General features: G+C 70.6%; 13 protein-coding genes. 2 read left to right on the top strand and 11 right to left on the bottom strand.

Going from position 1 to position 14,344, the window contains the following annotated elements:
- Nucleotides 1–7 precede the first annotated feature (7 nt).
- The 3 genes from OG892_RS29495 to OG892_RS29485 form a co-directional block, all read right to left on the bottom strand.
- On the bottom strand, nt 8–3,715 hold the full coding sequence (locus tag OG892_RS29495) for an AAA family ATPase (protein ID WP_371630708.1): 3,708 nt from the start codon (nt 3,713–3,715) through the stop codon (nt 8–10).
- A 353-nt stretch (nt 3,716–4,068) separates the two neighbouring features.
- Nucleotides 4,069–4,281 carry a hypothetical protein gene (locus tag OG892_RS29490; protein ID WP_024494492.1) on the bottom strand — a complete coding sequence of 71 codons (213 nt, stop codon included), beginning with the start codon at nt 4,279–4,281 and terminating at the stop codon, nt 4,069–4,071.
- 438 nt (nt 4,282–4,719) lie between these two features.
- Nucleotides 4,720–5,001 carry an acylphosphatase gene (locus tag OG892_RS29485; protein ID WP_073739083.1) on the bottom strand — a complete coding sequence of 94 codons (282 nt, stop codon included), beginning with the start codon at nt 4,999–5,001 and terminating at the stop codon, nt 4,720–4,722.
- 144 nt (nt 5,002–5,145) lie between these two features.
- Between OG892_RS29485 and OG892_RS29480 the strand changes: the two genes are divergently transcribed.
- Together OG892_RS29480 and OG892_RS29475 are read left to right on the top strand one after the other, a co-directional pair.
- Nucleotides 5,146–6,132 (top strand): CAP domain-containing protein, encoded by a 987-nt coding sequence (locus OG892_RS29480; protein ID WP_371630707.1) that lies wholly within the window; start codon nt 5,146–5,148, stop codon nt 6,130–6,132.
- Nucleotides 6,133–6,208: 76 nt separating this feature from the next.
- On the top strand, nt 6,209–6,634 hold the full coding sequence (locus tag OG892_RS29475; protein WP_073739081.1) for a helix-turn-helix domain-containing protein: 426 nt from the start codon (nt 6,209–6,211) through the stop codon (nt 6,632–6,634).
- 198 nt (nt 6,635–6,832) lie between these two features.
- On the opposite strand, the gene mutM is transcribed toward OG892_RS29475, so the two are convergent.
- The 8 genes from mutM to recG all read right to left on the bottom strand — a co-directional run bounded on the left by mutM (nt 6,833) and on the right by recG (nt 14,245).
- Complete coding sequence (gene mutM, locus OG892_RS29470) at nt 6,833–7,687, bottom strand: bifunctional DNA-formamidopyrimidine glycosylase/DNA-(apurinic or apyrimidinic site) lyase (RefSeq protein WP_073738751.1); 855 nt, start codon at nt 7,685–7,687, stop codon at nt 6,833–6,835.
- A gap of 94 nt (nt 7,688–7,781) precedes the next feature.
- Nucleotides 7,782–8,609, bottom strand: a complete 828-nt coding sequence (rnc, locus tag OG892_RS29465) for a ribonuclease III (RefSeq protein WP_073738750.1) — start codon at nt 8,607–8,609, stop codon at nt 7,782–7,784.
- Between the two features lie 19 nt (nt 8,610–8,628).
- Complete coding sequence (gene rpmF / locus OG892_RS29460; RefSeq protein WP_003965982.1) at nt 8,629–8,802, bottom strand: 50S ribosomal protein L32; 174 nt, start codon at nt 8,800–8,802, stop codon at nt 8,629–8,631.
- Nucleotides 8,803–8,804: 2 nt separating this feature from the next.
- Nucleotides 8,805–9,413 carry a DUF177 domain-containing protein gene (locus OG892_RS29455; protein ID WP_024494487.1) on the bottom strand — a complete coding sequence of 203 codons (609 nt, stop codon included), beginning with the start codon at nt 9,411–9,413 and terminating at the stop codon, nt 8,805–8,807.
- A gap of 225 nt (nt 9,414–9,638) precedes the next feature.
- The gene (locus tag OG892_RS29450; protein WP_073738749.1) at nt 9,639–10,742 is read right to left on the bottom strand and encodes a cell division initiation protein; all 1,104 of its coding nucleotides are present in this window, start codon (nt 10,740–10,742) and stop codon (nt 9,639–9,641) included.
- Nucleotides 10,743–10,840: 98 nt separating this feature from the next.
- Nucleotides 10,841–11,320, bottom strand: a complete 480-nt coding sequence (gene coaD / locus OG892_RS29445) for a pantetheine-phosphate adenylyltransferase (protein ID WP_199884537.1) — start codon at nt 11,318–11,320, stop codon at nt 10,841–10,843.
- A 26-nt stretch (nt 11,321–11,346) separates the two neighbouring features.
- Nucleotides 11,347–11,931, bottom strand: a complete 585-nt coding sequence (gene rsmD / locus OG892_RS29440; RefSeq protein ID WP_328695473.1) for a 16S rRNA (guanine(966)-N(2))-methyltransferase RsmD — start codon at nt 11,929–11,931, stop codon at nt 11,347–11,349.
- Nucleotides 11,932–12,019: 88 nt separating this feature from the next.
- Nucleotides 12,020–14,245 (bottom strand): ATP-dependent DNA helicase RecG, encoded by a 2,226-nt coding sequence (gene recG, locus OG892_RS29435; protein ID WP_371630706.1) that lies wholly within the window; start codon nt 14,243–14,245, stop codon nt 12,020–12,022.
- Nucleotides 14,246–14,344 lie beyond the last annotated feature (99 nt).

The following is a 14,344-nucleotide window of genomic DNA, read 5'->3' as shown; positions in this document are numbered from 1 at the left end:
AAAAGGCTCAGCGCAGCCGCTGGCTGATCACCTTGGAGACCCCGTCGCCCTGCATCGAGACGCCGTAGAGCGCGTCGGCGACCTCCATCGTCCGCTTCTGGTGCGTGATCACGATGAGCTGGGAGCTCTCCTGGAGCTCCACCATGATCCGGATCAGCCGCTGGAGGTTGGTGTCGTCGAGCGCCGCCTCGACCTCGTCCATCACGTAGAACGGGCTCGGCCTGGCCTTGAAGATCGAGACCAGCAACGCCACTGCCGTCAGCGACCGTTCACCGCCGGACAGCAGGGACAGCCGCTTCACCTTCTTGCCCGGCGGGCGGGCCTCGACGTCCACGCCGGTCGTGAGCATGTTGTCCGGGTCGGTCAGGATGAGCCGCCCCTCACCGCCCGGGAAGAGGCGTGAGAAGACCCCCTCGAACTCGCGGGCGGTGTCCCGGTACGCCTCGGTGAAGACCTGCTCGACGCGCTCGTCGACCTCCTTGATGACCTGCATCAGATCGGCCCGGGTCTTCTTCAGGTCCTCGAGCTGCTCGGAGAGGAACTTGTGCCGTTCCTCCAGTGCGGAGAACTCTTCGAGGGCGAGCGGATTCACCTTCCCGAGTTGCTGGTACGCCCGTTCGGCCGACTTCAGCCGCTTCTCCTGCTCGGCCCTGACGAACGGCTTCGGCTGGTTGCGCGGATGCTCCGGATCCTCCGGCAGCTCCTCGCCCTCCGCGGCCGGGGACGGCGGCACGAGCTGGTCGGGCCCGTACTCGGCGGCCAGCCCGGCCGGCTCCACGCCCAGCTCCTCCAGGGCCTTCGCCTCCAGCTGTTCTATCCGCAGCCGCTTCTCCGCACCGAGCACCTCGCCCCGGTGGACCGAGTCGGTCAGCCTGTCCAGCTCGTCCTTGAGCTCACGGCCCTGCAGCCGCTCCGCCGCCAGCTCCCGTTCCCGCTCGGCCTTCGAGGCCTCCGCGGCGGCCCGCTCCCGCTCGGCCCGTACGACGGACACCTCGACGTGGGCCAGCAGCTGACGGGCGCCGGACGCCACGGCGGAGGCCACCGCGGCCTCATGGCGCAGCCGCGCCCTGCGCTGCTCCACGCGGGCCCGCGCCTCCCGCTCGGCGCGGGCACCCCGGTCCAGGGAGTCGGCGCGGCCGGCCAGCGCCTTGACCCGTTCCTCATGGGTACGGACCTGGAGGCGGGCCTCCATCTCGGTCTGGCGGGCGTTGGCACCGTCGGCTGCGAGCCGGTCGCGGACAGCGCTGTCCGGCTCCTCGTCGGCGCCGTCCTGCGAGGCCTCCTCGGCCACGAGCAGCCGTTCGGCCAGCTCCTCCGCGTCCTGCGTCGCGCGCTCCAGCGCCTCCTGGGCGCGGGCGGCGGAGGCGGCCATCCTGTCTGCCTCACCGGCCGCGCCCCGCGCCTGGCCGGCCAGCCGGCCGAGCTGCTGGGCCACCCCTGACTTCTCCCGCTCGGCGGCCCGGCGCCGCTCCCCCAGCTCCTCGACGAGCGCCGCGACGGTGGAGCGCCGCTGCGCGGCGAGCTGCTGGGCCTCGGCCAGCTCCGTGCACCGCACCGCCAGTTCGGCCAGTTCGGCGGCGGCCTCGTCCACGGACGCCTGGACTTCGAGGAGGCTGGGCGCGCCCGCGGAACCGCCGTGCGCGAAGTGCGCGGAGAGGACGTCCCCCTCGCCGGTCACCGCAGTCAGCTCGGGGCGGGCGGCCACCAGGTCCTCCGCGTCCTCCAGCGTTCCGACGACCACCACGTCCCGCACCAGCCTGCGCACCGCGGCCACCAGTTCGACGGGACCGCTGACGAGGTCCGCGACGGCGGGGTGCTCCAGGCCGTCGAGCGCGGGCGCGGCCGGGTGGCCGGCCGGAGCGGCCACGGTGCCGTCCACGCCCTGCCGCACCGGCAGCCGCTCCGCCACCTGGCCCGGAACGTGCGCGGCCCCGCTCCGGGGCGCGGGCTCCGCTTCCCCGCCCTGCCCGGGTACGTGAGCGCCTCCGCCGCCTCCCGCGCCTGCCAGCAGCATCGCGGCCCGCCCCGCGTCCAGTTTCCGCAGCAGCCGGATCGCCTCGGCAGCCGTGGCCGGGTCCGTCACCGCCACCGCATCCGCCGCCGCGCCCAGTGCGGCGGCCACCGCGACCTCGTGCCCCGGGGCCACCGTGAGCAGTTCCGAGGCCGGTCCGAGCAGGCCAGTCAGCCGGTCCCGGGCACCGAGCAGCACCCCGGTGCCGTCCTTTCGGCGCAGCCCGAGGGCCAGCGCGTCATGGCGGGCAGCGACGGCGGCGCGCTTCCGTTCGGCGGCGGTGGCGGCCTCGCGGGCGGCGGAGTGCGAGGCCTCCGCCTCCTTCAGCTCGCTCCGGGCGGCCTCGTGCCGCTCACCGAGTTCGGCGTCACCGGCGTCCAGGCCGTCGACCTCCGCCTTGAGCTGCTCGTACTCCTCCTGGGCGGCGACCGCCCGCTCCCGTGCCTCGTCGCGCGAGGCGGCCAGCCGGTCGATCTCCGACTGCGCCGAACCGGCACGGCTGCGGGCCGCGTTGACCTGGCCGCTGAGCCGGGCGAGCCCTTCGCGGCGGTCCGCGAGGGCGCGGGCCGCGTCCTTCAGCCTGCGCTCCTCTGCCGCCAACTCCCGCTCCAGTTCGGAGCGGTGGGAGGCGGTGTCCTCCAGGGCGTGCTCCGCGGCTTCCAGCGCCGCGGTCAGCTCCGCCTCCTGCTCACGGATCCGGGCCGCCTCGCGCTCCATGTCCTCCGGATCGCGGCCGCGCCGCTCCTCCTCCGGCGGGGCGGTGGCGCTCTTCACCCGGGCGTCGGCCAGCGAGATCGTGCCGCGCACCCGTTCTGCCAGCTGCGACAGCTCGTACCAGGTCTGCTGGGCGCGCTGGAGCCTGGGCGTGAGCCGCCGTACCTCGTCCTCGAGCTCCGCCTCGCGCCCCAGCGCCGCCTTGAGCTCCGCCTCCGCCGCCTCCCGGCGCCGCTTCAGCTCGGCCTCGTCGGCGATCTCGCCGCGCAACGCGGTGTGCAGCCTGACCAGGTCATCAGCGAGCAACCGCAGCCGGGCGTCGCGCAGATCGGCCTGGATGACGGCGGCCCGGCGGGCGACCGCCGCCTGCCGGCCGAGCGGTTTGAGCTGTCGCCGCAGTTCGTCGGTGAGGTCCTGGACCCGGGCCAGGTTCGCCCCCATCGCGTCCAGCTTCCGCAGCGCCTTCTCCTTGCGCTTGCGGTGTTTCAGTACGCCGGCGGCCTCCTCGATGAACGCGCGGCGCCCCATCGGGTCGGCGTGGAGTACGGAGTCCAGCTGGCCCTGGCCGACGATGACATGCATCTCGCGGCCGATGCCGGAGTCCGAGAGGAGTTCCTGGATGTCCAGCAGCCGGCAGGTGTCGCCATTGATCTGGTACTCGCTGCCGCCATTGCGGAACATGATCCGGGTGATCGTCACTTCGGCGTACTCGATGGGCAGTGCCCCGTCGGAGTTGTCGATGGTCAGCGACACTTCCGCCCTGCCGAGCGGAGGCCGCCCGGTGGTGCCGGCGAAGATGACGTCCTCCATCTTGCCGCCGCGCAGGGATTTGGCCCCCTGCTCCCCCATGACCCAGGAAAGCGCGTCCACCACATTGGACTTGCCCGATCCATTTGGACCGACCACGCAGGTGATCCCGGGTTCGAACCGCAGGGTCGTGGCGGAGGCGAACGATTTGAAACCACGCAGGGTCAGGGCCTTGAGGTGCACGCCGCCGGACTCTACCTTTCGCTCTCGGTTTCGCTGATGAAGGTGCAGGGCACATCAGACGGTAAGGGAAGGGGTGTACGTCCGGGGCGGGACGGGCGCGGTTCGGAGGGGAAAAGAAAGAAGGGACGCCGAAGCGTCCCCTGTAAATCTTGTGCATTGCTCTGTCGTCGGATCCGGCGCCTCCAGCGGAGACGCGCGTGCCGGATCAATGACAGGCAGACGACGACGCAGATCACACGCATTCAATGAGCAAGCGATGATCCGGCGCAATCGATCTTCAATGATCCGGTGACGATCCGGCGATGATTCCGTGCGGCTGACGCGTGCAGCCCGACCGGCCCTGGGGCCATCGGTCAGGTCAGCGCCGGCTCCGCCTGAGGTACGTCGATGTCGATGCTGTCGAGCAGCGACTCTTGGTGCTGAGCGGCGGCGTTGAGCGCGTCGTTCTCGTCCTGAATCCGTACGATCTCGGATTCAAGATCCTGGACGCGCTGCTGAAGCCGTCGCATCTCGGCGAGGAGTCGCGGGTCGGAACCGCCGACGTAACCGAGAAGCGCCTTTGCCATGAGGATGGTCCTCCACACTGAGTGACCGACCGATGCGGTGTGGGTCGTGAGGGAATCGCACCCGCGGTGCTCGGCAGTGCTCTGTGTTCACTGCTGTTCTGCTGCCAAACAGCTCTGCCGAACAGCTAAGGTGCGCGGGGTTTTCAGCGTCTCACCAAAAAGTTTGACGGTCAACACGATCACACCCTGTAGAGAAGGGCGTCCCGGGGGCGCGCGGCCTGGCGATCATGCGGCGCGACTCTCCTGCGGGGCCCTCAGGGGCGCGGAGATCATCCTTCTCGCCGCAGCCTCGCACGGCAGCCGATTCTTGGCAACCACCGGATCATTCCGCAGGTCATTTCATGTGTACGGGTAACAGCGCCCCCCGCCGTCACCCCGCGCCGCCCCTCGAACACAGCCCGAACACGGCAGTTCTTCCGCGCCCGTCCGGGCACCGGATCAGCGGATCGCGAACCCCTCGTATCCGCCCCGTGGCGTGTCCCAGATCTCAGTGACTCCGTCAACGCGGCCGGGTGTGTCGTCCGAGCGCAGCCAATCCAGCAGACGGTGGCAATTCTCACGCCGCCCCTCGGCCACCACCTGCACTCGGCCGTCGTCGAGATTGAGGGCGAATCCGGTGAGGTCCCCGATCTCCAGAGCGTTTGCCCTGGTGAACCAGCGAAACCCTACTTGCTGTACTCGACCGCGTACCCAGGCGGTGAGTCGTACATCTTCGTTCATGCTCGAACGCTAACTGCCCAATTGCTCTCGGAGCACTTCTCGGCGAAAGCTCATGGCGTACAGTCCCCTCGCAAAAGCTCACTCGATCGGGTGAGTCATGGTGACGTCGAAAACGGCGTCGAGGTCGTCAGAAGGGCACAGCAGATGGGACGCCATCGACGCTCCGCCGCAGCTCCCACCGCTGAGGAAGCCGCGGAACGGGACGCCGGCCGGAGCCGGGGAGACCGTCGCGGGAAGCGGTCCGGCCTGCCGGTGCGCACAGGACTGCTCGGTGTCTCCGCGGCCATGGCCGTCGGGGCCGTCGCCGTGGCCTCCGGACTCCTGCCCGGTGGTGACAACTACCTGAGCGGTGGTTCGGCCGCCGACCAGGTGCGTTCCCAGGCCGCCCCGGACCTGCTGTCCCAGGGCGGCTCCACGACCCCGCCGGCCGACCGTCACACCGCGTCCGACACCGCCAGCCGCGGCACCGGCCGCGCCGACGGGCCGACGAAGTCGAGCCCCTCCGCGGACGGCAAGCCCTCCTCGTCCCCTTCCAGGACGTCCGGACCGGCGAAGGAAGCCGGGAAGAAGGACAAGGACGCCGACCGGAACGCGGGGAAGGCGGCGAGCACCCAGCCGTCCCGGAAGGCCGCCGCCTCGAAGGCTCCCGCCGCACGCGCCACGAAGAGCGCCACCGCGAGCCCGACGGCCGCCGCTCCGGCCCCGTCGACATCCGCACCCGCCGCCCCGCGGCCCACGGCGCCGCCCGCCGCCGGCACCTCGGCCCAGGCCGCCGTGCTCTCCCTGGTCAACCAGGAGCGCGCCAAGGTGGGCTGCAGCCCGGTCACCGCGAGCGGTTCGCTGGCCTCGCTCGCCCAGAACTTCAGCGACGACATGGCGGCCCGCGGCTTCTTCGACCACACGGACCCGGACGGAAAGACCCCCTGGGACCGGGCTGCCAAGGCCGGCGTGGACGGACTCGGCGGCGAGAACATCGCCCGCGGCCAGGCCGACGCGCAGGCCGTGATGGATGCCTGGATGGACAGCGACGGCCACCGCGCGAACATTCTCAACTGCGACTACAAGACGCTCGGCGTGGGTGTCCACTTCGGCTCCGGCGGTCCCTGGTGGACCCAGGACTTCGGCTTCTGAGCCAACGGTCCCGCACCGTTCCGTACGCCCCACACGCTCTCTCTGAGAAAGCGCTGTGCGGGCGTACGCTGTTTTCATGGACGAGACCGGCGCACCGCACCCCTGCCAGGAGGACTTCGCGGACCCGGCCTTCGACGTGTTCTCCAAGCGGTGCCCCTCGCGCGGCACGCTGGAACACGCCACCGGCCGCTGGGGAAGCCTGACACTGGGTGCCCTGTACGAGGGCAGCCTCCGGTTCAACGCGCTGCGCCGCCGGGTCGACGGGGTGAGCGAGAAGATGCTCTCCCAGACCCTGCACGCGCTGGAACGGGACGGGCTGGTGCACCGCGAGGCACAGCCCACCAATCCGCCCCGCGTCGACTACGAGCTGACCCCGCTGGGACGACAGGTCGCCGAGCGGCTGCTCTCACTGATCGAGCTCGTCGAGGGCCGGATGGACGAGGTCCTGGCCGCCCGCGCCCGTTACGACGAGGCCGGACGAGACTTCGCGGGCACGGCCTAAGGGCTGTCCCGTAATCCCTGGTGGATCAGCGCGCGGCGTCAGATGCGGTGCATCGCAAGGCGCCGGAGCGCCCTCAGTGGGGCCTCCCCTGCTCGAACGGAGTTGAGAGCTTGGGGAAGGAGCGATTCGGGCGTTTCGGCAACGCGGCGAGGTACCGCAGCTGTCGTCGCGCGCCCGCCAGGGGTTACGGGACAGCCCTTAGGGGCGCGGCGGACGCTGGCAGCGCGGGCAGAAGTAGCTGGACCGGTTCATCCAGGCGCGGCGCCTCATCGGCGTACCGCAGCGGTGGCACGGCTCGTCCTCGCGCCCGTAGGCATCGAGCGACCGGTCGAAGTAGCCCGACTCGCCGTTCACATTGACGTAGAGGCTGTCGAAGCTCGTGCCGCCCTGTGCCAGTGCCGCGTTCATCACATCGCGGACGTGGCCGAGCAGCTCGGCCGACTTGGGGCGGGTCAGGGTCGCGGTCGGCCGGTCGTAGTGCAGCTTGGCGCGCCACAGCGCCTCGTCCGCGTAGATGTTGCCGACCCCGCTGATCAGCGACTGGTCGAGCAGGGCGCGCTTGACGGTGGTGCGGCGCAGTCGCAGCGCGGTGTGGAACGCGGCGTCGTCGAATTCCGGATCCAGCGGATCGCGGGCGATGTGCGCGATGGTGTCGGGCACTCCGTCGGGGGTGTTGTCGTGCAGCGAGAGGCCGCCGAAGGTGCGCTGGTCGACGAAGCGGAGTTCGGTGCCGAGGGAGTCGTCGAACCGGATCCTGATCCGCAGGTGCTTCTCGTCGGCGGCGTCCTGCGGCTGTACGAGCAGCTGACCGCTCATGCCGAGGTGGCCGAGGAGCGAGCTGGACGTATCGTCCAGCGGCACCCAGAGGTACTTGCCCCGGCGCATCGCGGGCCCGAACCGGACCCCGTCGAGCCGGGCCGCGAAGTCCACGCCCCCCGCGAGATGGCGGCGGACCGCACGCGGGTGCAGTACCTCGACCTCGCCGACCGTGCGCCCGGTCACCCAGCGCTGGAGACCGCGTCGTACGACTTCGACCTCGGGCAGCTCGGGCACGGTGTCGCTCCTGTAACTGGAAGGGGCCGGTATCCGAAAGGGATCCGGACAGAGAGAACCCCCCGGTGCGCAGGGCACCGAGGGGTTCTCCGGGTCAGGCCGGAGCGACGTCCGTGGATGACGGCGGTTCGGCAGGGGTGTCGGCGGCCCCTCCGTCGGCAGCGGCCTTGTCGGCCACAGCCTTCCGCGCCTCCGCGGCGGCACTGATCTCGCGCCAGGCGGATTCCGCCGCCTGTTGCTCCGCTTCCTTCTTGCTACGGCCGGTGCCGGTGCCGTACGAGACACCACCGACGCGAGCAGCAGCAGTAAAGGTCTTCTCGTGGTCCGGGCCGGTCTCCGTGACGAGGTACTCGGGGACTCCGAGGCTCTCGCTCGCGGTGAGCTCCTGGAGACTGGTCTTCCAGTCCAGGCCGGCGCCGAGGTTGGAGGACCTGTCGATCAGCGGGTCGAAGAGCCGGTGAACCAGCTCCGAGGCCGCGCCGAGGCCCTGATCGAGATAGACCGCGCCGAGCACCGCTTCAAGGGTGTCGGCGAGGATGGACGCCTTGTCCCGGCCACCCGTGCCCTCTTCACCACGGCCGAGCCGGATGAAGGAGCCGAGTTCGAGGCCGCGGCCCACTTCCGCAAGCGCACGCGAGTTGACCACCGCGGCCCGCAATTTGGCCAGCTGGCCTTCAGGCAGGTCGGGGTGGGTGCGGTACAGCGTGTCCGTGACCACCAGGCCGAGCACCGAGTCCCCGAGGAACTCGAGCCGCTCGTTGGTGGGCAGGCCGCCGTTCTCGTACGCGTACGAACGGTGGGTCAGCGCACGCACCAGAAGGGCGGACTCAAGGTGATACCCGAGCCGCCCTTCCAGAAGCGTGTGGGACGAGGCTGTGTTGACGTTGTCTGCCTGCTTCTTGGCGTGGGACAACTCAGACATCGGGCCTCTCACCAGCCGCTCAGACCTCGAGGACCTGGCGCTTGTTGTACGTGCCGCAGCTGGGGCACGCGATGTGCTGCAGCTTCGGCTCCTGGCAACGCTCGCACGAAACCAGGGTGGGGACCGCAGCCTTCCACTGCGACCGGCGGTGGCGCGTGTTGCTGCGCGACATCTTCCGCTTCGGAACAGCCACGGCTACTTCTCCTGCTTCTCGTCGACGCCAGGTTCGGCGCCGCCCATGTTGTCCTTCTCGCCGTCCTGAACGGTCTCGGCGAGTCCCTGCAATGCCGCCCAACGGATGTCGAGGGCTTCGTGGTGGTGACCGGGGTTCTCGTCCAGCCTGACTCCGCATTCGGAGCACAGACCGGCGCAGGTCTCCCGGCACACCGGCTGCATCGGCAGTGCGAGCACTACCGCGTCACGCAGCACTGACTCGAGGTCGAACAAGCCGTCCTCGAGGAAGAACCTGTCCTCGTCGTCCTCGGCGTCGTCGACCGGGTCCGCCGTCTTGCTGCGGTTCCGGTCATCGGCGTCAGGGTACGAGAACATTTCCTGGAAGTCCGCCTCGACCTCAAGGCTCAGCGGCTCCAGACACCTTACGCACTCCCCCTCGGCCGATGCACGGGCGGTGCCTGTGACGAGCACACCTTCCATGACCGATTCGAGGCGGACGTCCAGCTCCACGGGTGCGCCTTCCGGCACACCGACGACCCCGTCGATACCGAAGTCCTTGGGGGCGTCCACCGAGCGGGTCAGCCGCTTCATGGCACCCGGACGCCGACCCAGCTCGTGCGTATCGAACACGAGAGGGTTTCGGTGGTCGAGGTGGCCGTTCAGGGCTTTTCCTGCTTTCGAATCATGCGCATCACGCGTGGTGGGGAGGGGCCGACCGACTCCGGAGTCGAAGCGGGCAGCCAGGATCGCGGACATACGCGCGACCGAAGAACCAGGATACTTGACGCGCCGCCCAGCTCCCAATCCGGCCTCGGTCCGGCGCAGGACAGCGGCCCTCCGCCGGTTCCCGGCCGGTCAGCGCTCCTGTTCGTACCGGCGCAGCTGGTCCAGGTCGATCATGCTGGTGTCGAACAGGCTGGTCTCGTCCAGCGCGCCCTCACCCTGCTGCTGGAAGGGCTGCTGGGCCTGGACGGGCTGCTGCTGCCAGGCGTCGTAGCCCTGGGCGGGCGGCGGGACCTGGTTCTGGTTCTGGTCGTAGCCCTGCTGCTGGTAGCCGGCGTAGGGGTCCGGCTGCTGCTGGTAGCCGTACACGTCCTGCTGGGGCTGGTCCTGGTACGCGTACGTCTGCGCGTACTGCGGCTCCTGCTGTACGGGGTACTGGGGCTCCTGCTGCACGGGGTAGTGCGGATCGGCCTGCTGGGGCACCTGCGGCGGCTGCGGGGTGGCGATCTCGGCCAGCCCCGCCCAGTGGTCCTCGTCGCTGGTGTGGCTCTGGCCGCCCGCGGCGTCCTGGGCGGCCATGTGCGCGCCGAGGTCGTCGGTGGCGACCCGGCCGTGCAGCTTCTGCCGGCCCCGGCCCACCGCCTCCAGGGTCTTGGCGAGCACCGCCTCGAAGGCGCCGAGCTTGGTGTCCACGTACTCGTCGGCCCGGCGCTGGAGCGTGGCCGGGTCGGCGCTGCGCTCGGGGGCCTCGGCGAAGTCCGGGTCCTCGTAGCCCTGCTCGTCGAAGCCCTGGCCGCGGCCGAGCAGCTTCTCGCGGCCCCGGTCGACGGAGCCGATGGTCTTGGTGAGGACGACCTCGAAGTTGGCGAGCTTGCTGTCGACGTACTCGTCGGCCTCCGCGCGGATCTCGTCGGCCTCCTTGCGGGCCTCACCGAGGATCCGGTCGGCCTCCGCCTGGGACCGCCGGGCGATCTCGGTGTCCGAGACCAGCGAGCCGCGCTCGGCGTGGGCGGTCTCGATGATCCGCCCCGCCTCCTGGCGGGCCTGCTGGACCAGCTGCTCATGGCCGCCGATCAGCTCGGCGGCCTGCGCGAGGGAGCCGGGCAGGGCCTCGCGCACCTCTTCGAGCATCGCGAGCAGATCGGCGCGGTTGACCACGCAGGACGCCGACATGGGCATCGACCGGGCGTTCCCGACCGCTTCGACGATCTCGTCGAGCTTCTTCTGCACGTCCACCGTGTGCTCGCCACTCTCTACTGCCGATTGGAGACGGACGGAACGACTGTAAGGCCAGTCGGCGCCCGCCCGACACCTGGTGACGGGCTGTCAGTGCCTCACTGCTCGGCGAGGCGCTCGGTCAGGGCCTCGCGGACCAGTGGGGGCAGCAGGTGCGAGACGTCGCCGCCCCAGGTCGCCACCTCCTTGACCAGCGAGGACGACAGGAAACTGTAGGTCGGGTTGGTCGGCACGAAGAGCGTCTCCACACCCGAGAGCCCGTTGTTCATCTGGGCCATCTGGAGTTCGTAGTCGAAGTCGCTGACGGCCCGCAGGCCCTTCACGATCGCCGGGATGTCGCGCTGCTTGCAGAAGTCGACCAGCAGTCCGTGGAAGGACTCGACCTGCACGTTGCCGAAGTCCTCGGTGACCCGGCGGATCATGTCGATCCGCTCGTCGACCGTGAACAGACCCTTCTTGGACTGGTTGATCATCACCGCGACATGTACGACGTCGTACAGCTTCGAGGCGCGGCCGATGATGTCGAGATGTCCGTTGGTGATGGGGTCGAACGACCCCGGGCAGACGGCGCGGCGCAACTTGATTCCCTCGCTCTCCGGTCCGGTCATCGTGCGTCTTCGCACGTAGCGGCGGCGCGACCGTACCAAAACGTTCCCTCGCCGTAGCGACGGGCCCGCAATGGCTCGAATCCCTTGGGCCAGCTGAATTCTCCGCCTCTGGTGCTGCGCTCCACGGTGACGAGCGCATCGCCCGAGAGCCACCCCTGGGCACGGAGTGTGAGCAGTATCTCGCCAAGATCGTCGTCGGTGACGGCGTACGGCGGGTCGAGGAACACCACGTCGTACGGCTCCGCGGGCGCCGGTCCTGTCACGATCTGCTCGGCTTTGCCGGTGCGGACCTCCGCGCCGGGCAGGCCCAGGGTGCGGACGTTGTCCCGGACGGTGCGGACGGCCTTGGCGTCGGCCTCGACGAGCAGGGCATGAACCGCGCCCCGGGAGAGCGCTTCGAGGCCGACGGCGCCGGAGCCCGCGTACAGATCGGCGATCCGGATGCCGTCGAGGGTGCCGAGGAGCGCCTGCCAGGTGGAGAACAGGCCCTCGCGCGCGCGCTCGGAGGTGGGGCGGGTGCCGGTACCGGGCGGGACGGCCAGGCGGCGTCCGCCGGCCGAGCCGGCGATCACGCGGGTCATGGGTGTCTGATCCTCGGGTCGGGGCGGCGCGCAGGGTGCTGCGGGCGCCGTGCCACCCACGATATGGCGTCGGCGCGGCCGGGGCGCGTCACCCCTTGTCGAGGTACTCCTCGCGGTCCTTGTCCAGCAGCGCGTCCAGGACGAGGCGCAGCTCTGGCAGGTGCTCCAGCTCCGGGTCGGCCGCGACGACCTCGACGGCCTCCGCGCGGGCTGCGGCGATGACCTCCTCGTCGTCGATGACGCTGAGGACCCGCAGCGAGGAGCGGACCCCGGACTGGGCCCGGCCGAGGACATCGCCCTCGCGGCGCTCCTCCAGGTCGATCCGGGACAGCTCGAAGCCGTCGAGGGTGGCGGCGACGGCGGAGAGCCGGGCGCGGGCGGGGCTCGCCTCGTGGGCCTCGCTGACCAGCAGGCAGAGCCCGGGGGCGGAGCCCCGGCCGACCCGGCCGCGCAGCTGGTGGAGCTGGGAGACGCCGAACCGGTCGGCGTCCATGATCACCATCGCGGTGGCGTTGGGGACGTTGACCCCGACCTCGATGACCGTGGTCGCCACCAGGACGTCCACCTGGCCCGCGGCGAAGCGCCGCATCACGTCGTCCTTCTCGTCGGGGTGCATCCTGCCGTGCAGCACCTCGATGCGCAGGCCCGTCAGCGGCCCCTTGGCGAGCTGCTCCGCGATCTCCAGGACGGCGAGCGGCGGGCGCTTCTCCGCCTCCTCCGGTCCCGTCTTCTCCTGGGCCGTCTTCTTCCCCTTCTTGCCGGCCGCCTCGTCCTCGTCGTCACCGATCCGGGGGCAGACCACGTAGGCCTGGTGCCCGTTGTCCACTTCTTCGCGGACCCGTTCCCAGGCGCGGCTGAGGAAGTGCGGTTTGTCCTTGGCGGGGACGACATGGCTGGCGATCGGGGAGCGGCCGGCCGGCAGCTGGTCCAGGACGGAGGTCTCCAGGTCGCCGAAGACGGTCATGGCGACGGTACGGGGAATGGGGGTGGCGGTCATGACGAGCAGATGCGGCGGTTGCTTGCCCTTGGAACGCAGGGCGTCGCGCTGCTCGACCCCGAAGCGGTGCTGCTCGTCGACGACGACCAGCCCCAGCTCGTGGAACTTCACCTTGTCCTCGATCAGCGCGTGGGTACCGATGACGATGCCGGCCTCGCCGGTGACCAGGTCCAGGAGCGCCTGGCGGCGGGCGGGCACCCCCATGGAACCGGTGAGCAGGACGACTTTGGTGCCTTGGTCCGCCCCTCCCAGCATGCCGCCCTCGGCCAGCTCGCCCATCATCTCGGTGATGGAGCGGTGGTGCTGCTGGGCGAGGACCTCGGTGGGCGCGAGCATGGCGGCCTGACCGCCCGCGTCGACCGTCGCGAGCATGGCGCGCAGCGCGACCATGGTCTTTCCGGAACCCACCTCGCCCTGGAGCAGCCGGTGCATCGGGTGCTCGGTCGCCAGATCGTCGAAGATCTCCTTGGAGACCTTGAGCTGGCCGTCGGTGAGGGTGAAGGGGAGCGTGGCGTCGAAGGCGTCGAGCAGCCCGCCGGGGACGGGTCTGCGGGCGACGGCCGGCAGCTGGGTGTCCGCGTACCGGCGGCGGGCCAGCGCGACCTGGAGGACGAAGGCCTCGTCCCACTTGAGCCGGTCCCTGGCCGCCGCGACGTCGGCCTTGGTGTGCGGGCGGTGGATCTTCAGCAGCGCCTCGGGCAGCGCGGTGAAGCCGCGGCCCTCGCGCAGTGCGGGCGGCAGCGGGTCGACGGCCTCCTGGGCGCTGGGCAGCACGGCGTCGACCGCCTTGGCGATCCGCCAGGAGTCGAGCTGCTTGCAGGCCGGGTAGATCGGGAGCAGCTTGCCGGCGAAGGCGTCCACGGCCTCGGTCGCCCCGGCCTCGTCGGTGAGTTCGGCGTCGAGGAGCTGGTAGGTGGGGTGGGCCAGCTGCATCTTGCGGTTGAAGACGGAGGCCTTGCCGGCGAACATGGCGCGCCGGCCCGGCAGCAGCTCCTTGTGCGGCTTGTGGACGCCGTGGCCGAAGAAGACCAGCTGGAGCCGTCCGTGGCCGTCGGTGAGGGTCACTTCGAGGCGCTTGCCCCGGCCCCCGTTGAACGTCATCACGCGGGCGTCCGCGACCTGGGCGACGACCGTGACGTGCTCGTCCAGCGGGAGGTCGGTCAGCGCCGTGAGCCGGCCGCGCTCCTCGTACCGCCGCGGGTAGTGGTGCAGCAGATCACCGACCGTGTGCAGGTCGAGGTGGTCGGCCATCACCTTCGCGGTGGCGCCACCGAGCAGCTTCTTGAGGGGTTCGTCGAACGCAGACACGGGGTCCATTGCACACCACGCGACTGACAGTTGTCCCGCGACAGGGGTGTGGCGGGAGCCGTACGGAGGTCACGGGGGTGTGGCGCCGGAGCCGCCCGGCGCGTCGTC

It is taken from the genome of Streptomyces sp. NBC_00341 (assembly GCF_041435055.1).
Classification (GTDB): domain Bacteria; phylum Actinomycetota; class Actinomycetes; order Streptomycetales; family Streptomycetaceae; genus Streptomyces.
Note: the sequence above shows the minus strand (reverse complement) of the source record. Positions and strands in the feature narration are given on the sequence as shown.

What these genes read in the sequence shown, in the direction of transcription:
- OG892_RS29490 (WP_024494492.1), bottom strand. Translation starts at nt 4,281, where the DNA reads ATGGCAAAGGCGCTTCTCGGTTACGTCGGCGGTTCCGACCCGCGACTC.
- OG892_RS29485 (WP_073739083.1), bottom strand. Translation starts at nt 5,001, where the DNA reads ATGAACGAAGATGTACGACTCACCGCCTGGGTACGCGGTCGAGTACAG.
- OG892_RS29480 (WP_371630707.1), top strand. Translation starts at nt 5,146, where the DNA reads ATGGGACGCCATCGACGCTCCGCCGCAGCTCCCACCGCTGAGGAAGCC.
- OG892_RS29475 (WP_073739081.1), top strand. Translation starts at nt 6,209, where the DNA reads ATGGACGAGACCGGCGCACCGCACCCCTGCCAGGAGGACTTCGCGGAC.
- rnc (WP_073738750.1), bottom strand. Translation starts at nt 8,609, where the DNA reads ATGTCTGAGTTGTCCCACGCCAAGAAGCAGGCAGACAACGTCAACACA.
- rsmD (WP_328695473.1), bottom strand. Translation starts at nt 11,931, where the DNA reads ATGACCCGCGTGATCGCCGGCTCGGCCGGCGGACGCCGCCTGGCCGTC.
- recG (WP_371630706.1), bottom strand. Translation starts at nt 14,245, where the DNA reads ATGGACCCCGTGTCTGCGTTCGACGAACCCCTCAAGAAGCTGCTCGGT.